The sequence below is a fragment of the Jiella mangrovi genome (assembly GCF_017815135.1).
Lineage (GTDB): Bacteria > Pseudomonadota > Alphaproteobacteria > Rhizobiales > Rhizobiaceae > Jiella > Jiella mangrovi.
In genome coordinates this window covers 124,221-145,134 of sequence record NZ_JAGJCF010000011.1, presented here as the reverse complement: position 1 = coordinate 145,134, position 20,914 = coordinate 124,221, and the positions used below count along the sequence as shown (strand labels likewise).

Below are 20,914 nucleotides of genomic sequence, written 5' to 3'. Positions count from 1 at the left end.
ACCCGGTCGCGCGGGGAGGGCGGCGGCCAGGTCGGCGTGGAACGATGAGGCTGAGGCCGGCTTATAGGGAAGGCAGCTGCGCGGCGAAAGGGGCGGAGGCAGGATTCCCGCATTTGTCCCGGCGGACCTGCGTCGAGCACTGGTCGATGGGTAAAAATCAGTCGCTGTAAGCAGCGGCCTCGGCGACCGCATCCGGTCCTCGTTCGCTGTCGTCCACAGCGGTGCCAGTTCGCGCCGCGACCGCCGACGGGTCATATTCCTCATAGCCGAGCGCCAGCGCCAGGCACGCAAGCTCGACATTCTTCGGGATCTCCACCGATTTTCCGTCGCGGTGGCCCTTTTCGTAATACTGGATGACGCGTTTCTTGAGGCCGAGTTTGTCGGCGGCCTCCTTCTGCTTGAGGCCGAGGCGCTTGCGCCAGTCCTTGAAGGCTTCGGGCGTCATGTAGGTCCCAACTCGAATACGGCGTCTTTGTGTGCGTCCGGATCGTCCCGCACTGTGAGATCGAAGCATAGAGCGATGACATTTTCGTTTGTCTGGTGTCGCTAATCTGCCTCTCGCGGCTTCGCTCCACGTCGTTTCGCTGCTGCGCTCATGCCGATCCCACCGGGCGGGAGCGCGGAGATATCGCCGAAATGGCTGTGGTAAAGGGGCTTGCGCTCAAGTCGCAAACCCCAACCCTATTTCCGTAATGATCAGCCGGCCCGTAAAAAGCGCACGAGGTGCGACAATTTTTACGCACCCAGTGCGCCTCATCCCCTTGACCGAAGCGCACATTGTGCGCATCTTCACTCATGTGGCGTGTGAGCCGTCAATGCTCGCGCAGGTTTTGAGGCGTAGCGTCACATGGTTCGGGGCACAAAACGGAAAGGGTGCGCTGTCATGCTGGCGGATATTCTGATTGGCCGCTCTTCTTGCGGCGGTGATCGCGATCGGGACGACCTGCATCGTCATGCAACGTTCAACTGCGGCATCAAGTCGTTTTTCAAGAGAGCGATACGACTGTTCCGGTTTGCCTGACGGGCCGGGCCGGGGATAGGGTGCATAAACGAAACCGGCGCCGGAGATCTCTCTCCAGCGCCGGTTTCGTTTCGTGTAATCTGTGCCTTTTGCTGCGGCAGTGACGCCGGCAACAATCAGGCCGCCTTCTTCGCCCGGCTTTCGGCGATCAGGTCGAAGAAGCGCTGGAAGAGATAGTGGCTGTCCTGCGGGCCCGGCGAGGCTTCCGGGTGATGCTGGACCGAGAAGACCGGCTTGCCGGAGAGCCGCAGGCCGCAATTCGTGCCGTCAAAGAGCGAGCGGTGCGTTTCCTCCACACCCTGCGGCAGGCTGTCGGCGGCAACGGCGAAGCCGTGATTCATCGAGACGATCTCGACCTTGCCGGTGGTGAAGTCCTTGACCGGATGGTTGGCGCCGTGATGGCCCTGATGCATCTTTTCCGTCGTCCCGCCCAGCGCCAGCGCCAGAATCTGGTGGCCGAGGCAGATGCCGAAAACCGGGACTTCGGCTGCGAGGAGCTCCCGGATCATCGGCACGGCATATTCGCCGGTCGCCGCCGGGTCGCCCGGGCCGTTGGACAGAAACACCCCGTCCGGCTCATGGGCGAGGATCTCCTCGGCGCTCGATGTCGGCGGCATGACGATCACCTCGGCGCCAAGGCCCGACATCAGGCGCAGGATGTTGCGCTTGGTGCCGTAGTCGACGGCGACGATCTTGTATTTCGGTTCGGCCATGTCCGCATAGCCGGCGTCCCAGATCCACGGCGTCTGTTTCCAGACCGCGCTCTGGCCGACGGCGACGTCCCTGGCGAGATCGAGACCGACGAGGCCCGGCCAGGCTTTTGCCCGTGCCTTCAGGGCGTCGAGGTCGAACTCGCCGGTAGCGGAATGCGCGATGACGGCGTTCGGCATGCCGTTGTCGCGGATCCAGGCGGTGAGGGCGCGTGTGTCGATGCCGGTGAGGCCGATGACGCCGCGGGCCTTGAGCCAGGCGTCGAGATGGCTGGCAGAGCGATAGTTCGAGGGGGAGGTGACGTCGGCCCGGAAGATCGCGCCGACGGCGCCGCAGGCATTGGCTGGCGTCAGATCCTCGTGGTCGTCGTCATTGGCGCCGACATTTCCGACATGGGGAAAGGTGAAGGTGACGATCTGTTTTGTATAGGACGGATCGGTGAGAATTTCCTGATAGCCGGTGAGGGCGGTGTTGAAGCAGACCTCGCCCTCGACCGCGCCCTCGGCGCCGACGCCATAGCCCTCGATCACGGTTCCGTCCGCAAGGACGAGGACCGCCGTCGTCTTGCGCTCAGTCCAGGCTTCGCTGGCCATCGTCATTCCTTTCAGGCTGTGTTCGTGCTGTGTCGCCAGGGGCGTATGCGCCTGATGCCGCTTCCCGCACGCGTCATATCAGCATCGCGTCAGGCGGAGGCAAGCCATCTTGCGCAAAGATTGGGACGTCTCTACATCCAGCCGGCGCCGACGAGCAAGAGCATCAGGCACCGGATCCGATCCTGCCGACGCGATGCAAACAGGCGACATCCAGATGTTTCATCGAGCCGCCGCGAGCTTCAAAGTCGCGAATGGCCTTTACGTCTGCCTTCAAGAAGTATTGCACTAGACCGAAGCGATCGCACCCTTCGGCGCGAACCCAGTCGAACTCGAAAGTCACGTCCCATGCGCGAGCATCTCACCGAGGCTCTCAACGCTGCAGTCAAACAGCAGGACAAACGCCGGGTCAGCACCCTCAGGCTGATCAACGCCGCGATCAAGGACAGGGACGTCTCCTGTCGCAGCGCCGGCAAGGATCCTGTCGGGGAAGAAGAAGTGCTGCAGATCCTGGTGAAGATGATCAAGCAGCGCGAGGAAGCTGCCAGAACCTACGAGGACAACGGCCGTCTCGAACTCGCCGAGCAGGAGCGTGAGGAAATCGGCGTCATTCGCGAGTTCCTGCCTCCGCAGCTCGATAGCGGAGAGATCGAGCGCGCCTGCCGCGAAGCGGTGGAGGAAACCGATTCGAAGGGACTGCGCGACGTCGGTCGCTGCATGAACGTGCTCAAGCAGCGCTATCCGGGCAAGATGGATTTCTCCAAGGCCTCGACCGTGGTGAAGGGCCTGTTGCGCTAGGACGTGGCGCAGCTCGCGGCAGCGGCGAGAGGCGTTCAGCCGGGCCCGCGTTCCGGTTGACTTGCCCGCGACAACTGCCTATAGGCTGCGCATTCGCGATTTTTGCGGCTGGCACGGGGCTCGGACCGAGTACCGACCGGCCGCTTTCGGCCATAAGCCCCCGCGTAAATTATCGGGCGCGGTGCCCAGGAAACGAGCGGGCTTCTTCAGCCTGCCCCGAAAGTTTAGGAGAATCGACGTGGCACGTATCGCTGGCGTCAACATCCCGTCTGGCAAGCGCGCGGTCATCGCGCTGCAGTACATCCACGGCATCGGCCCGTCCTTTGCCCGGGAGATCATGGCCAAGGCGAACCTCACCGAGGATCGCCGCGTCAACGATCTGACCGACGCCGAGGTGTTGCAGATCCGCGAGATCATCGACCGCGACTATCAGGTCGAGGGCGATCTTCGCCGCGAGACCGCGATGAACATCAAGCGTCTGATGGACCTTGGTTGCTATCGCGGCCTGCGCCATCGCCGCAGCCTGCCGGTGCGCGGTCAGCGCACGCACACCAATGCCCGCACCCGCAAGGGTCCGGCCAAGGCGATTGCCGGCAAGAAGAAATAATGATTCGGCATCGAGCGTAGGGCCAATAGCCCCGCGCTCGATTTCGTTGCGGGGGCGGAGCGTCCGCTGTGTCGCCATTGGTTTTCGATGGCGGTCGCAGGCGCGCCTTGCCCCGAGTAAAAGGCGGCGCTCACGGGGCGCTGCTGGTGGAGCCGCCGGAACTACGGCGGTGTAGAGATCGAACAGGAAGTTTGAATGGCCAAGGAAGTCCAGCGCGTTCGTCGCCGCGAGCGCAAGAACATTTCGTCGGGTGTCGCTCACGTGAACTCGACCTTCAACAACACGCTGATCACCATCACCGACGCCCAGGGCAACGCCATTGCCTGGTCATCGGCCGGCGCGCAGGGCTTCAAGGGATCGCGCAAGTCGACCCCGTTTGCCGCGCAGATCGCCGCCGAGGATTGCGCCAAGAAGGCGCAGGAGCATGGCATGCGCACCCTCGAGGTCGAGGTCTGCGGCCCGGGTTCGGGTCGTGAGTCGGCGCTGCGCGCTCTGCAGTCGGCCGGTTTCACCATCACCTCGATCCGCGACGTGACGCCGATCCCGCACAACGGTGTGCGCCCGCGCAAGAAGCGCCGGGTCTGATCTTCATCCGCTGGCTGGCTCCTTTTGGAGATAGCCGGCGTTGGACTGTTTCGGTCCGACAGGGCCAGAAGGCGGAGCGTCAGCGCTCCGCTGTTTGAGTTTCCGGAAGGCTTCGTCCGAACAATGCTCGGCGACCCGCCCCGGTTCAGACCTTTCGCCACGATTGGATGGTGGCGAGGAAACTGAGAGGCATCCCCATGATTTCCAGCAACTGGCAAGAGCTGACGAAGCCCAACCAGCTCGTCTTCAAGAACGAGAGCGCCCGCAACCGGGCGACGCTCGTCGCCGAGCCGCTCGAGCGCGGCTTCGGGCTGACGCTCGGCAATGCCCTGCGCCGTGTCCTTCTGTCGTCTTTGCGCGGCGCGTCGGTCACCGCCGTCCAGATCGACGGCGTCCTGCACGAATTCTCGTCGATCCCCGGCGTCCGTGAAGACGTCACCGACATCGTCCTCAACGTCAAGGAGATCAACATCTCCATGCAGGGCGAGGGGCCGAAGCGCATGGTCGTGCGCAAGTCGGGTCCGGGAGTCGTCACCGCCGGCGACATTCAGACCGTCGGCGACATCGAGGTCCTGAACCCCGAGCACGAGATCTGTACCCTCGATGAGGGCGCCGAGATCCGCATGGAGTTCACGGTCAACACCGGCAAGGGCTACGTGCCGGCCGACCAGAACCGTGCCGAGGACGCGCCGATCGGGCTGATCCCGGTCGACTCGCTGTTCTCGCCGGTCAAGAAGGTGTCCTACAAGGTCGAGAACACTCGCGAGGGCCAGGATCTCAACAAGGACAAGCTCTCGATGACGATCGAGACCGACGGCTCGATCTCCGGCGAGGACGCGGTCGCCTATGCCGCTCGCATCCTGCAGGACCAGCTTTCGGTCTTCGTGAACTTCGAGGAGCCCCAGCGCGACGTTCGCCCGGGCGCCCCTGGTGGTGTCGCCGAGGACCAGATCGCCGAGCTCGCCTTCAACCCGGCGCTGCTCAAGAAGGTCGACGAGCTGGAGCTTTCGGTCCGCTCGGCGAACTGCCTGAAGAACGACAACATCGTCTATATCGGCGATCTGATCCAGAAGACCGAAGCGGAGATGCTGCGCACGCCGAATTTCGGTCGCAAGTCGCTGAACGAGATCAAGGAAGTTCTCGCTTCCATGGGTCTCCATCTCGGTATGGAAGTGCCTGCCTGGCCGCCGGAAAACATCGACGATCTGGCCAAGCGCTACGAAGACCAGTACTAAAACGCGTCCCGGCCGCCTTTCGAGGCGGCCGGGCGCATGCGTGTCTCGGCACGTGACGAATCATTCAAAGGAACGGCGGTCTGTCGCAGCATGCGGCAGGGACGCAAAGATCCCGACCACGGCGAAAAGCCGACTTTTTGACAAGGAAACCCGACCATGCGCCACGCCAATCGCGGCCGTAAGCTCAACCGGACTGCCAGCCACCGCAAGGCAATGTTCGCCAATATGGCGGCCTCGCTGATCGAGCATGAGCAGATCGTCACCACGCTCCCCAAGGCCAAGGACCTGCGTCCGATCGTCGAGAAGCTGATCACCCTTGGCAAGCGCGGCGATCTGCACGCCCGCCGTATGGCAGCGTCCCGCCTGCGCGACGAGGCCGCCGCCGCCAAGCTGTTCGATACCCTCGCCACGCGCTTTGCCGATCGCAATGGCGGTTATTGCCGCGTTCTCAAGGCGGGCTTCCGCCGCGGCGACAATGCTCCGCTGGCCGTCATCGAATTCGTCGACCGTGATCCGGAGGCGCGCGGCGCTGCCGACCGTGCCCGGCTCGAGGCCGAAGGCACCGAGGACGCCGCATAAGCGGCCTGTCCCGACTAGAGATCTGACTGTCCAGGGGAGCTTCGGCTCCCCTTTTTTTGTGCCTGCGCCAAGGCGTTTGCGCGGAACGGCGCGACACGGGTGCCGTTACCTTCGCTGAGCACAGAGATTCGAGACGGGATGACGGCGATGGCGAACGGGCGGGTCCTTGTGACGGGAGCTTCGGGCTTCATTGCAAAGCATGTTGTCCTGCAGCTTCTCGAGAAAGGCTACCGTGTTCGCGGGACGGTGCGTTCGGCGCAAAAGGGAGAGAAGCTGCGCCAGACCCTGGCGAGCGCCGGCGGCGACGTTTCGCGGCTCGAACTCGTCGAGGCGGATCTGACCCGCGACGAGGGCTGGGACGAGGCGGCCAGGGACTGCGATTTCGTCTGTCACATGGCATCGCCGCTCCCGATCCGGCAGCCTTCCGACAAATGGGCGCTGCTGCCGATCGCCAAGGGTGGAACACTCCGGGTGGTGCAGGCGGCGGCCAAAGCCGGGGCGCGCCGCCTTGTCCTCACCTCTTCTGTCGCCGCGGTCGTCTACGGGCATGGCGCCGGTCGCGTCGGCCCGTTCGCCGAAGACGACTGGTCGAACGTGAATGCCGACGACATCTCCCCCTATGCTGTCTCCAAGACGGAAGCGGAGGCCGCTGCCTGGGATGCCGCCGACAAGGCAGGCCTTGCGATGGTTGCGATCAACCCGGTGATCGTTGCCGGGCCGTTGCTCGACGATGAACCCGGCGCTTCGGTGAAGCTCGTCCTGATGATGATGCGTGGCAAGATACCGGTCGCGCCGGACGTCTCCTTCGGCGTCGTCGATGTTCGCGACGTCGCGGCGGCTCATGTGGCGGCGCTGACGGCGGATGGTGCGCCCGGGCGGCGGTTCATCCTTTCGGCCGGATCGATGACCTTGATGGAGATGGGGGCGGCGATCGCCGATGCCGTTCCCGATTGCGGCAAGAAGGTGCCGCGCTTCACGATGCCGAATTTCGCGGTTCGCCTGGCGGCATTGTTCCTGCGCGACCTCAGGTCGCTGGTGTCCGATCTCGGCCGCCGCAAAGAAGTTGATACCGCCCCCGCAAGAGCAACCCTGGGTTTTAATCCGGATAATCCTGAAAAAGCCGTGGCTTCTACTGCGCTGAGCCTGCGCAGCCACGGATTTTAAGGAAATCTCGAAAGGTCGTGACAGCGTGAATTACGTTAGGTAAAGTTAACTGCTAAGGATGAATCGAGCGAAAAAGTTGAGTGTGGCGCAAATGATATCGTCGCCCGGTCACCGGCGTGCCATATGCGCCACGCGTTCATTTTTCATAAGAAGCGAGGCAACCAATCCAGCCCCTTTTGCTTTTATGTCGGGAACGGGGCAGCCGCCACAAGATTGTGGCAACGTTTACGTGGTTGAAACAATCTTCATGAATGATGCGAGCACAATGAACAATATCGGCCGGAGTACCATGCGTCGTACCCTCCTCACTCTCCTGGGCGCCGTCGCCGCTTTCGGCGTCCTGACGGCGAGCTATGCCACGGCAGAGCTTCCCACCGATGGAACGACCACATCGATCGCAAGTTCTGCTGGCAACTGACGCCAGGCACGACATTTCTGATCGGAAAAAGGGGCCTTTCAAGGCCCCTTTTTCGTGGCATTCCTCTGGTCTACCGCGCGGGTTGATTCCCGTTGACCAAGAGGACGACATGAAGCTCAAGATCCTCGCACTCGTGGCGATTTCCTTTGCGGGCACGGCCCTGACCGGCCCGGCGGTGCTGGCCGATACGCCACTTTCGCAACGCCACGTCTTGCCGATCGCGACGGAGGCTCCGGCGCTCGTGGCGCCGAAAGGCAGCCAGTCCGAGGAGTCTGGCGCGGAAACGCGCCAAACAGACGGTAAAGCCGGGCAGCCGCTTTCGCTCGCGGCCAATGACAGGGCCGGGCGGAGCGATGAGGCGAAACGCGTCCCGTCGTCCGCCGCCGAAATCAAGCTGTCCTTCGCCCCGCTCGTCAAGGAAACGGCGCCGGCCGTGGTCAATGTCTATGCTGCGCGACAGGTCTCCGCCCGGCGCTCGCCCTTTGCCGACGACCCGTTCTTCGGTCAGTTCTTCGGAAATCGATTCGACAGTCCCCCGCGAATGGAGCAGTCGCTGGGATCGGGAGTCATCGTCGATCCTTCGGGACTGGTCGTCACCAACAATCACGTGGTCGAGGGGGCGGACGAGGTGAAGATCGGCTTCGCCGACGGTCGTGAGTTCGAAACGAAGGTTCTTTCGAAGGATGCCACCGTCGATCTTGCGGTGCTGAAGATCGAGGGCGCTGGTCCGTTCCCGACCATACCGGTCGCCGATTCCGACGATCTCGAGACCGGAGATCTCGTCCTGGCGATCGGAAACCCGTTCGGCATCGGCCAGACCGTCACCAACGGCATCGTGTCGGCGCTGGCGCGAAACCACATCGGCGTCAACGACTTTGGCTTCTTCATCCAGACCGACGCGGCCATCAATCCCGGTAATTCCGGCGGTGCGCTGATCGACATGAAGGGGCAGCTCGTCGGGATCAACTCCTCGATCTATTCGCGCTCCGGCGGGTCGAACGGGATCGGCTTCGCGATCCCGTCCAACATGGTGGCAACCTTCGTTCGGGCGGCGAAGAATGGCGGGACGTTCGAGCGGCCTTTCATCGGTGCCGACTTTGCGCCGGTCACCAGCGATATCGCCGATGCGCTCGGCCTCGATCGTCCGACGGGAGCTCTGGTCCGGGCGGTCTATCCGAAGGGGCCTGCGGAAAAGGCCGGCCTCAAGGTCGGCGACGTGGTTCTGAAATGCGACGGGCGGGAAATCGCGACGCCGGACGCGCTGAACTACCGTTTCGCAACACTCGGCATCGGCAAGAGCGTCGAACTCGACGTGCTGTCCGGCGACCGAACGGAAACGGTCTCGCTCTCGCTTGACGAGCCGCCGGAAATCCCGGCCCGCGACGCGCGCACGATCAAGGGGCGCAATCCGTTTGCCGGCGCGACGGTCTACAATCTGTCGCCGCGCGTGGCCGGCGAGTTCAAGCTGCCCCAGGACGCCAAAGGCGTCGTGGTCGCGGAGGTCGCGCCGCGCTCGCTTGCCCGGCGTTTCGGGTTGAAGAAGGGCGACATCGTCCTCGACGTCAACGGCGAGGATGTCGATTCGACCAAGACGCTCGCGGCGATCGCCGGCGAAACCTATCGCGGCTGGCAGTTCGACATCGAGCGCGATGGCCGCCGCCTGACCCAGGTCGTGCGCTGAGGGAGCGATTTGACATTTGGCGGCCATGTGCGAAATCCGCTTGGTGTCATGTCAAGATCGGACGATGAGCCATGGGCGACCTCTTCGGCGACGCTCCCTCCGCGGAGCCAAGGCCCCGGTCGCAGGCGGGAGACGTCGGCAGCCAGACGGGCGGACGCCGGGACGGCACGGCCGAACCGCCGCGTCCGCTGGCCGACCGTCTGCGGCCGAAACAGCTCTTGGAGGTCGTCGGCCAGGAGCATCTGACCGGACCGGGCGGGGCGCTGACGCGCATGCTCGCCAACAGGAGCCTTGGATCTCTGATCTTCTGGGGCCCGCCCGGCACCGGCAAGACGACGGTTGCGCGTCTGCTTGCACGAGAGGTCGATTACGCCTTCGAGCAGATCTCGGCGATCTTCTCGGGCGTCGCCGATCTGAAGAAGGTGTTCGAATCGGCCAGGTTGCGGCGGACGAATGGCCGTATCACGCTGCTCTTCGTCGATGAGATCCATCGCTTCAACCGGGCCCAGCAGGATTCGTTTCTGCCGGTGATGGAGGACGGCACGGTCGTCCTCGTCGGCGCGACGACGGAAAACCCGTCCTTCGAGCTGAACGCCGCGCTTTTGTCGCGCGCAAGAGTATTGACCTTTCAATCGCTCTCGCCGGAAAGCCTCGGGCGGCTCGTCGGCCGGGCGGAGGAAGAGACCGGCCGCGCCTTGCCCCTCAACGATCAGGCGCGCGACCTCCTTCTGCAGCTCGCCGACGGCGACGGCCGGGCGGTCCTGACGCTTGCCGAGGAGGTCTGGCGGGCGGCGGCGAAGGACGAGACCCTCGACGCCGAGACGTTGCTCTCGGTCGTCCAGCGGCGGGCGCCGATCTACGACAAGGGCCAGGATGGCCATTACAACCTGATTTCGGCGCTGCATAAATCCGTGCGGGGCTCGGATGTCGATGCCGCGCTCTACTGGCTTTGCCGGATGCTCGACGCCGGCGAGAACCCGCTCTATCTCGGCCGCCGTCTGGTGCGCATGGCGTCCGAGGATATCGGCCTTGCCGATCCGCGGGCGCTCACCGTCGCGCTCGCCGCCAAGGACGCCTACGACTATCTGGGCTCGCCGGAGGGGGAACTTGCGCTCGCCGAGGCAACCGCCTATCTCGCCGCCGCGCCGAAGTCGAACGCCGTCTATGTCGCCTACAAGGCGGCGATGCGCGCGGCGAAGGAACACGGCTCGCTGCTGCCGCCCAAGCACATTCTGAACGCCCCGACCGGCCTGATGAAGGACGAGGGCTACGGCTCGGGCTATCTCTACGATCACGATCAGCCGGACGGCTTTTCAGGCCAGGACTATTTCCCCTCCGAGATGGGGCGGCAGAATTTCTACCAGCCCACCGGACGCGGAGAGGAGGGGCCTTTGTCGGAGCATCTGGAACGCCTTGCGCGGCTGCGGCACGAACGCGGTCGGCGTTGACATAGGCGCGGGATCGAACGACCTGTTCCCATGCCATTCGTAAAAGTTGTAGAATAGTCCATAGCAACGCATGGCATCCCTGCGTAGCTCGCAGGGTTGCCGCGGTGCAAAATCACCACGCGCCTGTTGAAAGCACATGCCACCAGCCGCGGCCTCTTGCATTGGCGGATCGCCGGACGCAGCGTCTGCCGATCATTCGATGTCACGGATAATCACATGCTCGACCATTCCGCGCGCGTCCTGCGCGCAAGTCTGATTACCTCGGTGTTCCTCATGGCGCTGCCGGCTTCGTCGGCCGCTGCGACAGAGGCGAGGCAGGACGCGCAGGGGATCGATCGCAACGACTTTGCCGCAATTCTCGACATGGCGAATGGCTACGGAGAGGCCGAGCTGACGAAGACGGAAAGCGGTGACCCGGTCATCACCGGCGACATCAACGGCACGGCCTATCAGCTGTTCTTTCTCGATTGCCACGCGAATCGCGATTGCCGGACCCTGAATTTTTACGCGGTGTGGGATGGCGCCGGCGTGCCGCTGGAGCTCTTGAACCGGTGGAATGCGATGGGCGCCTTCAACAAGGCCTATCTGACCGAGGGCGGAATGCCCGTCGTTGAACTGAACGATTCGACGATCGATCTGACCAGGGGCCGGCTTGGCGACCTCTTCGATCGCTGGACGGTGACACTCGCCGAATTTCCGCGCGAAGTGTTGGACAAGGCAGCCCAGTAGTCAGGTCTGTCGGCGAGCTCTCGACCGGGCTTCGGACCGCCGCGTCTTGCTGTATCGTCCCGCAAGACGAATCGCGCGACGCGCGGCTTCATCGCGACCCACAATCATTTCCGGCGCATCATCGTGAAACTTGCAGACGGTCTTTCCAACGACATGCCGGCCGATCCGGCAAGTGAGCGCAAGGAGGCCGTCCGTACGCTTCTGCCCGTCCTGCTCGCAGTGCTGCCCTTCGGCCTCGTCTATGGCGCGGTCGCCGTCCAGGAAGGGCTGAGCGTTACCGAGGCGATGGGGTTTTCCGGAGCGATCTTCGCGGGTGCCTCGCAGCTTGCGGCACTGCAGCTGATGGGTATCGGCGCCCCGGTCTGGTCGGTCCTCCTCACCGTCTTTGCTCTGAACTTCCGCCATGTCCTTTATTCCGCGTCCCTCAGCCGTCATCTGGGAGCGTTTTCCCGCCGGCAGAAGGCGCTTGCCTTCTTTCTGCTCGTCGATCCGCTGTTCGGCGCGTCGGAAGTCCGGGCAGCAAGAACCCGGCTGACGCCGACCTTCTACCTGACCTACGGCGTCCTGATGTATTCCGGCTGGCAGCTGGCGACGCTGACGGGTGCGACTTTCGGCAATCTCATCGAGGATCCGGAAGCCTTCGGCCTCGATTTCGTCCTGCCGGTCTATTTCCTCGGCCTCGTCATGAGCTTTCGCGGGCGTGGCTCGTTCTATCCCGTGGCCGGAACGAGCCTCCTGGTGTCCGTCGTCGTCTACTGGCTGGCGGGTCCGCCCTGGCATGTCAGTTTCGGCGGTCTGGCCGGCATTGCCGTTGCAGCGATCATCGGTCCACCGAAAGCCGAACCTTTAGACGGACGAGAGCCTGTCCGCGAGGAAGCCCCGTGAACGGTGAACCGCTTCTTTCCGACGGCGCATGGTCCGTCGCCTCGATCTGGTTCGTGATCCTGGCCGGCGGATTGCTGACCTATCTGACGCGCGCCGGCGGCCATTTGCTGATTTCGCTCTTCGGCACCATCCCGCCGCGTGCCTCGGCCGCGCTCGACGCCGTTCCCGCCGCCGTGATGACGGCGATCGTCGCGCCGGTGCTGGTTTCCGGCGACTGGGCCGAGCGGGTGGCGATCGTCGTCTGTCTGATCCTGTCGTTCCGGCTGCCGCTGATCGTCGTCGTCGTCATCGGTACGGCGATGGTCGCCGGGGCGAGGGCGCTGGGGCTGTAGCGCCGATCACACCGTTCCCGGCACGAAGATCCGCTTCAGGACGCCGGTCTTGAACCAGAACTGATGGGTCAGTGCACCGACGACGTGGAGCGCGATGAGGACGAGCAGCGGCGTCCACATCAGCTCGTGGATTCCGCCGGCTGCACCGATCCCCCCGAACCAGGCGACGAGCCCGGCAATTGGCATCAGGATCAGGATCGCGTAGATCAGGGCATGGGTCACCTTGGCGATCCAGGATGCCCAGCTCGGCTCTCCCTCGGGATAGGGCGGGCGACCGTGGCTGAAACGATCCCAGAGACGCACGAGAGCGGCGACCAGGACGAGCGTCCCGGCAATGATGTGCACCCAGCCCCATGTCTCAGTCGTGGCATCGATCGGCGTTGCGCGGCGGGTCGCACGCCACATCTCGGACATCCACTCGTGGTCGATGAACTGGATGATGATGAGCAGAACGATGGTCCAGTGGAGGACGACGCTGAGGGTCGACCAGCCTTGCGAGCGGGGTGCGGATAGGGACATGGCGAAGATGGTCTCCTGAAATCGAGCGATCGGTTCCGCACGTGGCCGAGGCAAAGGCAGACGCGAACTGACGTTGCCGGATGGGTCGCACGGGTTGCAGCAATTCTTCAAGTTAAGAATCGTTATAAACTATGTATCACTGACGATGGTCGCGTCGTTTTCACGGGATGAGGATCGGCGGCGCTCGAAAACCCTGCCATTCGACTTGCCCGTGAGGGCATCCTGACGAGACTTCGCGGCTGACGGATAGGCCGCACCTCGGCGCGGAGAGATGATCGATCAGCGCAGGCTAAAGCACGATGCGTGTGTTCGATGGATTGGAGCGTCCTTTGTGCGTCCTTTCGCACGCACGGCGCTCCAGTGACGGCTGGAATTTGCCTCAGCGGGCGAGTTCGCGCGTCGCGGCCTCGATGCCGGCGAGTGTCAGTGGGAACATCCGCCCCGCCATCGCCTCGTCGATCATGCCGACCGACTGGGTGTAGGCCCAGTATTTCTGGTTCGACGGGTTCAGCCAGGCGGCTTTCGCCCATTTGCCGGTCAGGCGCTCGAGCCAGACGCGGCCGGCCTCGGCATTCCAGTGTTCGACCGAGCCGCCCGGCATGGCGATCTCATAGGGGCTCATCGCCGCGTCGCCGACGAACAGCGCCTTGTAATCCGGGCCGTAGGTGCGGATCACCTCCTCGGTCGAGACCGTCTCGGCGTGGCGTCGGCGATTGTCCTTCCACAGGCGCTCATAGGGGCAGTTGTGGAAATAGAAGAAATCGAGATGCTTGAACTCGGCCCGCGCCGCCGAGAACAGCTGCTCGACCTCGCGCACATGATCGTCCATCGAGCCGCCGACGTCGAGGAAGAGCAGGAGCTTGACGGCGTTGTGCCGCTCCGGCCGCGTCTTGACGTCGAGATAGCCTTTCCGGGCGGTGGAATCGATGGTCTCGTCGAGGGCGAATTCCTCCGCCGCACCCTGCCGCACCCAGCGCCGCAAGCGCTTCATCGCAATGCGGATGTTGCGGGTGCCAAGATCGATGTCGTCGTCGAAATCTCTGAATTCGCGCTTGTCCCAGACCTTCACGGCGCGCCGATGCCGGCTTTCGTGCTGGCCGATGCGGACGCCTTCTGGATTATAGCCGTAGGCGCCGAAGGGGGAGGTGCCGCCGGTTCCGATCCATTTCGAGCCGCCCTGGTGCCGGCCCTTTTGCTCTTCGAGCCGCTGTTTCAGCGTCTGCATGAGCTTGTCGAAGCCGCCGAGGCTTTCGACGAGTTGCTTCTCCTCGTCCGTCAGGTGCTTTTCGGCGAGCTTGCGCAGCCACTCCTCCGGTAGATCACGGGTCGCGACCTCTTCGCCCGCCGCGCCGGATACCGCCTCGACGCCCTTGAAGATGTCGGCGAACACGCGATCGAAGCGATCGACGAACCGCTCGTCCTTCACCAGCGTGGCGCGGGCGAGGTAGTAGAACGCCTCGACGTCGTAAGCGACGAGATCGGCCTGCATCGCCTCGAGCAGCTGCAGATGCTCGCGCAGCGTGACCGGCACGCCGGCGGCTTTCAGCTTGAGGAAGAAGGTCAGGAACATGGCGGGGATCGTAGGTGAGCGCGGGTGAAAAGTCAGCCTGTTTCGCTTCCAGTCTCTACTTGCGCGCGCTCGGAGGTGTGCGCATACTGAAATGCAGCGACTGATGGTGTGTGGTGGTGCGTTGGTGGAGTTGAGGGAGTTGCCGCGTTGCCACCAAAGTTGGAGGTTGTGATCGTCGAGACCGATCAGTTTCGGTTGGACGCGGCCCTCTACGGCCTCAGCGAAGATCGGCTCAAATCTGCGATGGAGCAACTTGGATCAAACGCTACGGTGGGAGTCCAAAGACCGGAGTCGCAGAACCTTTGGGATTGGAACTTTCGCGAATGTCGGATTACGTATTGGCCGACAAAGGATCTCGATCGTATCGTCCTCCTTCGTGTCGTGCCGGCGGATGCCCCAAAATCTCAGACGCTGACGAGCATTCTTCGGCTGATCCGCATCATAAATGACGTGAAACGGTTGTTTGGATTTTAGGCCATGAGCGAAACCAGGCCGAGCGAGACCCAGCAAGAAGCCAACGAGCGAATGGAAGAGGCGCTCGGACAAGCGTTGAAATGGTTTGTTGGCGATCACTCCGAGGTGGTCATCCATCGGTATGCCGTCGATGCTTCGGATCGCCCGATGGAAAGACGAAATGCATCGGTTGTCGGTGAAGAGGCCAAAGCCTCGTCTTCGTAGGAGAGGTATAAGGCATCGTTTGCTGTGTTCGCTGTAGGAGGCGCCTACGCGACTGCCTGCGGTGTCCCTGGTTCCTGAACGCCTGCTCCCCAGGCAATCAGTGGCAAGAGGCCGAGCCGCTTTTGCCGGCCCGGCCTTGATGGTCACCGACAGAAGCAAAGGCTCTTACTTCTCCGCCTCGTCGCCGTCTTCGCTGACCTTGACGGCTTCGCCCTGACCGACGGGCTTTGCCCCGCCGCCGAGGCGATCGACGCTGCCGGGGCGGTCGAAGGCGTTGTCCTGGCTGGGCCGCGCCTTCGGGGCGTTCTGGCGGTAGGCCATGTCCTGGTCGCGGTCCTGTTCGTCGGCCCGGTTCTGCTGGTTGTCGAACTTGTCCGGTGCGTTGCTCACGGCCGTCTCCTTGCGTGTGATGTCTTCCGGAAAGCAGCGTCCGCCTTCCTTTCGTGAGAGAACCGGCGGGATCGCGCTTCGTTCCGTCGGATCCGGTCGTCCGCAAGGCCGGGGACAAGGATCAGGCCGCAAAGCGCCGGCGCACCAGTTCCTCCAGGAGATCGGGATCGACCCGGTCATAGGCCATGAGCAGGCGCGCGATCGGCTCGTCGAGGAGCTCGTCGAGCGTCGGCTCACCCTTCATGCAGTCTTCAGACAGCCCGGTATCCGCCTTCCGGGCAACTTGAATCTGCTCGAAGGAACCTTGGAAAGGTTCTGATTTCTTTAAAGTATCCATCGTCCTCGTCCTCCTTGATGGCACCCTCATATGTGCACGATTCGAGCGGCGGGAAGATGACAGTTGAAGCAATTTGCCTGACCTCGCGATCCCGTGAGGTCAGGTCGTCAGAAAGGCACGATAGCGGCCGATTTTTCTGCCGTCGGGGCCGGAGGGGAACAGGAACCAGACAGGGCACGCTCAAACGAAAAGGCCGCGGGGCGAGAAGCCCGCGGCCTTCTTTGTGAGATCGGTCCGGCCCGCATGGGCCGAAAAATCAGCGCTTGGAGAACTGGAAGGACCGGCGGGCCTTGGCCTTGCCGTACTTCTTGCGCTCGACCGTACGCGAATCGCGGGTCAGGAAGCCACCCTTCTTGAGCACGGCGCGAAGGGCCGGCTCGTAGTAGGTCAGCGCCTTGGAGATGCCGTGGCGCACCGCACCGGCCTGGCCGGAGAGGCCACCGCCGGCAACCGTCGCGATGATATCGAACTGGCCGTCACGCTCGGAGGCGACGATCGGCTGGCGCAGCACCATCTGCAGGACGGGCCGCGCGAAATAGGCGGTGTAGTCCTTGTCGTTGACGACGATCTTGCCGGAGCCGGGCTTCACCCAGACGCGGGCGACGGCGTCCTTGCGCTTGCCGGTGGCATAGGCGCGACCGAACTTGTCGAGCTTCTGGACATGGACCGGAGCGTCCGGCTGGGCCTGAGCGACGTTCGCGGCCGTGCCGAGATCTTCGAGAGAAGAGAGCTGTGACATTATGCGGCCCTCGCGTTCTTGGAGTTCATCGCCCGGATGTCGAGCGTTTCGGGATTCTGCGCCTCGTGCGGATGGGTCGGCCCGGCATAGACGCGGAGGTTCTTCAGCTGGCGACGGCCGAGCGGGCCGCGGGGCAGCATGCGCTCGATGGCCTTTTCCACGACGCGCTCGGGAAAGCGCCCCTCGAGGATTTCGCGCGCCTTGCGCTCCTTAATGCCGCCGGCATAGCCGGTGTGCCAGTAATAGGTCTTGTCCCAGTATTTCTTACCGGTCAGAACCACCTTGTCGGCATTGACGATGATGACGTTGTCGCCATCGTCGACATGCGGCGTGAAGGTGGCTTTGTGCTTGCCACGGAGGCGAAGCGCGACGAGGGAAGCAAGGCGGCCGACGACGAGCCCTTCGGCGTCGATCACGATCCACTTCTTCACCACCGTCTCGGTCTTCTGCGAGAAGGTCTTCATGGGTTGCCCCTGGATGTTGGTCGGGTTGCGAGGCAAGCCGGTCAAGGGCCGCCAAACGAAAAGGGCGGCCACCGGCCGCTCTTCCTGTGCGCCTCCATACGGTCACGCGGGCGGGCTGTCAACGCAAAACGCGTGGACCGTCATGCCGGCAATCGCCTGAAATCGCGGTGATCGACGGGGCATGGTAGCATAGTACCGCAACTTCGTCCCGGTTCGATCTCGCCGGGTGGTAGCCAGCCGTTGCCCGCTATCGCGGCGGGATAGAATAGGTCGCCACGGCATGGCAGACGGTGACGCCGTCGCTTTCACCCGATATCGCGACCTCGACCACGGCAAGGCGCTTGCCGAGCTTCAGGATCGAGGCTTTGGCGGCGAGTGTTCCCGGCGGCGGCTTGATCAGGAAGTTGATCGACATGTTTGTGGTGACGGCCAGCGCCACCGGGCCGATATGGGCGAGGATCGCCACATAGGCCGAGACGTCGGCAAGGGTGAAGAGTGTCGGGCCGGAGACCGTGCCGCCGGGGCGCAGATGCCGCTCGGCGGCGAGGAGTTTCATGACCGTGTAGCCTTCGCCGATTTCGTCGACGGTGAAGCCGAATTCGGAACCCATCACCTGCGGAAACGCGTCGTGAAGGAACGCGCGCAGTTCCTCGCTCGTCATCACCGGCTGCATGGCCGCATCCTCCCCCGCCGTCTCCGGCGCCGCGAACTCTTGGCGCCGGCCTCTCTCCTGCCTTATGTTCAGACCACGGAACCCGGCGTCGCGGCAAGCCGCGCCTTTGGCGATATTCGTTTCACGACACGCAAGAACCTGATGGTGGCATGGCCGAAATTCTCCCGATGAACTCCGACACCGCTCCCCATCCGATCGAGGTGCAGACGGCGCCGGGCATCACCCGCATCGCGCTGTCGAGCCCGCCGGCCAACGCGCTGTCGATCGCGGTGATGGACGCATTGATGGCGGCCCTCGATGCGGCAGAGAAGGACGAGGATTGCCGGGTCGTCGTTCTCGCCGCCAATGGCAAAGTGTTTTCCGCCGGTCACGATCTGAAGGAGCTGACCGCCCATCGAACCGACGAGGACCGGGGGCGGGCCTTCTTCGAAAAGACCATGCGCCAGTGCTCGGCCCTGATGCAGGCGATCGTGCGCCACCGCTGCCCGGTGATCGCCGAGGTCAACGGCGTGGCCACGGCCGCCGGCTGCCAGCTCGTCGCCTCCTGCGACCTCGCCATCGCCTCCGAGGAGGCGATGTTCCAGACGCCCGGCGTCAATATCGGCCTGTTCTGTTCGACGCCGATGGTGGCGCTGTCGCGCAACCTCTCGCCCAAGCATGCGATGGAGATGCTTTTGACGGGCGAGGGGATCGACGCGCGCACCGCCCGGGAATTCGGCCTCGTCAACCGTGTCGTGCCGCCGGAATATCTCGGCGCCATCGTCGGCAAATATGCGACCACCATCGCCTCGAAGTCGGCCTTGACGGTGAAGACCGGCAAACAGGCCTTCTACGCCCAGGCCGAGATGGGACTGTCTGAAGCCTACGACTATGCGGCGAACGTGATGGTCGAGAACATGCTGGCCAGGGATGCCGAAGAAGGGATCGGCGCCTTCCTCGAAAAGCGCAAGCCGGAATGGACGGGACGATGAGCGCCGGCACGACACCCGAGAGGCCCGCCTCGAACGGCGTGGCGCCGCTCACCTATCCCGATACGCTGATCCGGCGGATCCTCTCAGACACGAAGACCATCGCCATGGTCGGTGCCAGCGCCAGGGAGATCCGGCCGTCTTTCTTCGTGCTGAAATATCTGCTCGCCAAGGGCTTCGACGTGATCCCGGTCAATCCGGGGCTTGTGGGCGGTCAGATCCTCGGCAAGACGGTCTATGCGGACCTGAAATCGATCCCCGTGCCGATCGACATGGTCGATGTCTTCCGCGGCTCGGACGCCGTGCCCGGTATCGTCGAGGAGGCGCTGTCGCTCGATCCTTTGCCGAAGGTGATCTGGACGCAGCTGACCGTCCGCCACGACGAGGCGGCAGCCCGGGCCGAGGCGGCGGGTATCACCGTGATCATGGATCGCTGCCCGAAGATCGAATATGCGCGGCTTTCCGGCGAAATCGGCTGGAATGGCGTGAACTCGCGGGTTCTCTCGTCGAAGAAGCCGACGCTCGGCAAGGGCTATCAGAGCTTCGGTCTGAACACCCGTCGCTGATGCTCTTTCGTCATGTTGGGCCGGTTCAGGCCGCGCGCGGCGTGTTGGAGGGAACCAGAATGCCGGTGGGGTGGAGGGCGATCCGGTCGCGCCCGGCATTCTTGGCGCGGTAGAGCGCGCGATCGGCTGCCTCCATGGCGTCACGAAACGGCTCTTCCGGCGAAAGCGGCGCGATGCCGAAACTGGCCGTCAGCTTGTGATCGGCGTCGATCTGCGGATGGCTCACCGACTGGAGCCGCGCACGGATCGCGTGAGTCATCGCGACGGCGGTCGGCACGGTCTCCTCCGGCAGCAGCAGCGCGAACTCTTCTCCGCCGATCCGGGCTGCTTGCGGGCATTCCTTGCGCAGTTCCTTGCCGAACGCGCGGATGACGTCGTCGCCGACGAGATGTCCGTAGCTGTCGTTGATCCGTTTGAAATGATCGATGTCGCAGAGGATCAGGACCCCGCTTCGATAGTGCCTTTCCTGAGCCATTCGCTCGAAGGCACGCCGGTTGAGAAGATCGGTGAGCCCGTCGCGCTCCGATTTCTCGCGATAACCCAGCATCGCGCCATTCAAGAGCTTGGCCACGATGAGGACGACGGCGGCTGGCGTGATGAAGGCCGTCAGTGACAGAAGCAATCGTTCGATTTCCGGGCGATCCATACCGTAGATCGAAACGAAGCCTTCGCCGACCGTCGGGTAAGCCGGAATTCGCAAGAGAAAGATGACGGTCAGACCCAGGATGGCGACGAGAAGACCGTAGTCGATGAAGCTTTTGCCGCGCACGCGCAGCGTCCACCAGAGCATGTCGGCGAGCCCCATCGCGCCGGCGATCTTGAACGGCATGGTCTGGTAAAGGTTTTCGATCCCGAGCCCGGCCATGACCAGCGATGCGCAGACGAGAAGACCGATGATCGCGACGAAGCTGCCGCTCGCCTGCTTGTGGCCAAGCGCCAGGCGGATCGTCTGGCTACCGCAGAAATAGGTCAGGGGAAGCAGGATGGTCGCGCAGGTCGTCTGCAAGACGGGTTCGGTGCCGGGGCGCAACACGAGGACTTCGAGACCGCCGCTGACCAGCGCTCCCGCCAACCACAAAAGCGACGACTGGCTGCGCATGCCGGCATAGATCAACGTGCAGACGAACGCGAGCGCCAGTACCAGTCCGAATACCGCAGAGAAGAGACTGATCGTATCTCCCAACCCGACGTCCTTCGCGCATCGACAAACAGCCGGGCCCGCAATTA

The 20,914-nt window shown here is 63.5% G+C and carries 26 protein-coding genes; 16 read left to right on the top strand and 10 right to left on the bottom strand.

The window, feature by feature from the left end:
* Positions 1–157 precede the first annotated feature (157 nt).
* Positions 158–445 (bottom strand): helix-turn-helix domain-containing protein, encoded by a 288-nt coding sequence (locus J6595_RS15355; protein ID WP_209595449.1) that lies wholly within the window; start codon positions 443–445, stop codon positions 158–160.
* A 438-nt stretch (positions 446–883) separates the two neighbouring features.
* On the opposite strand from J6595_RS15355, the gene J6595_RS15350 reads away from it, so the two are divergent.
* Positions 884–1,021 (top strand): hypothetical protein, encoded by a 138-nt coding sequence (locus J6595_RS15350; protein WP_209595448.1) that lies wholly within the window; start codon positions 884–886, stop codon positions 1,019–1,021.
* Between the two features lie 116 nt (positions 1,022–1,137).
* On the opposite strand, the gene carA is transcribed toward J6595_RS15350, so the two are convergent.
* Entirely contained in the window at positions 1,138–2,325 is a 1,188-nt protein-coding gene (gene carA, locus J6595_RS15345) for a glutamine-hydrolyzing carbamoyl-phosphate synthase small subunit (RefSeq protein WP_245198476.1), read from the bottom strand.
* 345 nt (positions 2,326–2,670) lie between these two features.
* Here carA and J6595_RS15340 point away from each other — a divergent pair, with 345 nt between their 5' ends.
* From J6595_RS15340 to J6595_RS22765, 12 genes are all read left to right on the top strand, one after another.
* The gene (locus tag J6595_RS15340; protein ID WP_209595446.1) at positions 2,671–3,120 is read left to right on the top strand and encodes a GatB/YqeY domain-containing protein; all 450 of its coding nucleotides are present in this window, start codon (positions 2,671–2,673) and stop codon (positions 3,118–3,120) included.
* Positions 3,121–3,358: 238 nt separating this feature from the next.
* Complete coding sequence (gene rpsM, locus J6595_RS15335; protein ID WP_209595445.1) at positions 3,359–3,727, top strand: 30S ribosomal protein S13; 369 nt, start codon at positions 3,359–3,361, stop codon at positions 3,725–3,727.
* A gap of 195 nt (positions 3,728–3,922) precedes the next feature.
* Positions 3,923–4,312, top strand: coding sequence for a 30S ribosomal protein S11 (rpsK, locus tag J6595_RS15330; protein ID WP_209595444.1), 390 nt, complete (start codon positions 3,923–3,925; stop codon positions 4,310–4,312).
* A gap of 197 nt (positions 4,313–4,509) precedes the next feature.
* Positions 4,510–5,547 (top strand): DNA-directed RNA polymerase subunit alpha, encoded by a 1,038-nt coding sequence (locus J6595_RS15325; protein WP_209595443.1) that lies wholly within the window; start codon positions 4,510–4,512, stop codon positions 5,545–5,547.
* Between the two features lie 156 nt (positions 5,548–5,703).
* Positions 5,704–6,126, top strand: a complete 423-nt coding sequence (gene rplQ / locus J6595_RS15320) for a 50S ribosomal protein L17 (protein WP_209595442.1) — start codon at positions 5,704–5,706, stop codon at positions 6,124–6,126.
* Between the two features lie 147 nt (positions 6,127–6,273).
* A complete protein-coding gene (locus J6595_RS15315) occupies positions 6,274–7,290 on the top strand; it encodes an NAD-dependent epimerase/dehydratase family protein (RefSeq protein WP_209595441.1) in 1,017 nt (338 codons plus the stop codon).
* 289 nt (positions 7,291–7,579) lie between these two features.
* A complete protein-coding gene (locus J6595_RS22770) occupies positions 7,580–7,708 on the top strand; it encodes a hypothetical protein (protein WP_280891113.1) in 129 nt (42 codons plus the stop codon).
* A 109-nt stretch (positions 7,709–7,817) separates the two neighbouring features.
* Entirely contained in the window at positions 7,818–9,389 is a 1,572-nt protein-coding gene (locus J6595_RS15310; RefSeq protein WP_209595440.1) for a DegQ family serine endoprotease, read from the top strand.
* Positions 9,390–9,460: 71 nt separating this feature from the next.
* Complete coding sequence (locus tag J6595_RS15305) at positions 9,461–10,837, top strand: replication-associated recombination protein A (protein ID WP_209595439.1); 1,377 nt, start codon at positions 9,461–9,463, stop codon at positions 10,835–10,837.
* 216 nt (positions 10,838–11,053) lie between these two features.
* Positions 11,054–11,566 (top strand): YbjN domain-containing protein, encoded by a 513-nt coding sequence (locus tag J6595_RS15300; RefSeq protein ID WP_209595438.1) that lies wholly within the window; start codon positions 11,054–11,056, stop codon positions 11,564–11,566.
* Between the two features lie 123 nt (positions 11,567–11,689).
* Entirely contained in the window at positions 11,690–12,451 is a 762-nt protein-coding gene (locus J6595_RS15295; RefSeq protein ID WP_342453215.1) for an AzlC family ABC transporter permease, read from the top strand.
* Positions 12,448–12,783 (top strand): AzlD family protein, encoded by a 336-nt coding sequence (locus tag J6595_RS22765; protein ID WP_209595437.1) that lies wholly within the window; start codon positions 12,448–12,450, stop codon positions 12,781–12,783. The genes J6595_RS15295 and J6595_RS22765 overlap by 4 nt, the downstream gene beginning before the upstream one ends.
* A gap of 6 nt (positions 12,784–12,789) precedes the next feature.
* Here J6595_RS22765 and J6595_RS15285 read toward each other — a convergent pair whose 3' ends face one another.
* Both J6595_RS15285 and J6595_RS15280 read right to left on the bottom strand, forming a co-directional pair.
* Positions 12,790–13,302 (bottom strand): cytochrome b, encoded by a 513-nt coding sequence (locus J6595_RS15285; RefSeq protein WP_209595436.1) that lies wholly within the window; start codon positions 13,300–13,302, stop codon positions 12,790–12,792.
* Between the two features lie 379 nt (positions 13,303–13,681).
* Entirely contained in the window at positions 13,682–14,872 is a 1,191-nt protein-coding gene (locus tag J6595_RS15280; protein WP_209595435.1) for a vWA domain-containing protein, read from the bottom strand.
* Between the two features lie 477 nt (positions 14,873–15,349).
* Between J6595_RS15280 and J6595_RS15275 the strand changes: the two genes are divergently transcribed.
* A complete protein-coding gene (locus tag J6595_RS15275) occupies positions 15,350–15,550 on the top strand; it encodes a hypothetical protein (RefSeq protein WP_209595434.1) in 201 nt (66 codons plus the stop codon).
* Between the two features lie 165 nt (positions 15,551–15,715).
* Here J6595_RS15275 and J6595_RS15270 read toward each other — a convergent pair whose 3' ends face one another.
* From J6595_RS15270 to J6595_RS15255, 5 genes are all read right to left on the bottom strand, one after another.
* Positions 15,716–15,940 (bottom strand): hypothetical protein, encoded by a 225-nt coding sequence (locus tag J6595_RS15270; RefSeq protein ID WP_209595433.1) that lies wholly within the window; start codon positions 15,938–15,940, stop codon positions 15,716–15,718.
* Between the two features lie 121 nt (positions 15,941–16,061).
* Complete coding sequence (locus J6595_RS22760) at positions 16,062–16,184, bottom strand: hypothetical protein (RefSeq protein ID WP_280891109.1); 123 nt, start codon at positions 16,182–16,184, stop codon at positions 16,062–16,064.
* A gap of 349 nt (positions 16,185–16,533) precedes the next feature.
* Positions 16,534–17,016: a 30S ribosomal protein S9 gene (rpsI, locus tag J6595_RS15265; protein WP_209595432.1), complete on the bottom strand. Its 483-nt coding sequence runs from the start codon at positions 17,014–17,016 to the stop codon at positions 16,534–16,536.
* Positions 17,016–17,480: a 50S ribosomal protein L13 gene (gene rplM, locus J6595_RS15260; protein ID WP_209595431.1), complete on the bottom strand. Its 465-nt coding sequence runs from the start codon at positions 17,478–17,480 to the stop codon at positions 17,016–17,018. Before rplM ends, rpsI begins: the two co-directional genes overlap by 1 nt.
* Before the next feature lie 247 nt (positions 17,481–17,727).
* A complete protein-coding gene (locus tag J6595_RS15255; protein ID WP_209595430.1) occupies positions 17,728–18,153 on the bottom strand; it encodes a PaaI family thioesterase in 426 nt (141 codons plus the stop codon).
* Between the two features lie 149 nt (positions 18,154–18,302).
* On the opposite strand from J6595_RS15255, the gene J6595_RS15250 reads away from it, so the two are divergent.
* Both J6595_RS15250 and J6595_RS15245 read left to right on the top strand, forming a co-directional pair.
* Positions 18,303–19,124 carry an enoyl-CoA hydratase gene (locus J6595_RS15250; RefSeq protein ID WP_209595429.1) on the top strand — a complete coding sequence of 274 codons (822 nt, stop codon included), beginning with the start codon at positions 18,303–18,305 and terminating at the stop codon, positions 19,122–19,124.
* Positions 19,121–19,687 carry a CoA-binding protein gene (locus J6595_RS15245; RefSeq protein ID WP_245198474.1) on the top strand — a complete coding sequence of 189 codons (567 nt, stop codon included), beginning with the start codon at positions 19,121–19,123 and terminating at the stop codon, positions 19,685–19,687. Before J6595_RS15250 ends, J6595_RS15245 begins: the two co-directional genes overlap by 4 nt.
* A gap of 25 nt (positions 19,688–19,712) precedes the next feature.
* On the opposite strand, the gene J6595_RS15240 is transcribed toward J6595_RS15245, so the two are convergent.
* Positions 19,713–20,870, bottom strand: a complete 1,158-nt coding sequence (locus J6595_RS15240) for a GGDEF domain-containing protein (protein ID WP_209595428.1) — start codon at positions 20,868–20,870, stop codon at positions 19,713–19,715.
* Positions 20,871–20,914 lie beyond the last annotated feature (44 nt).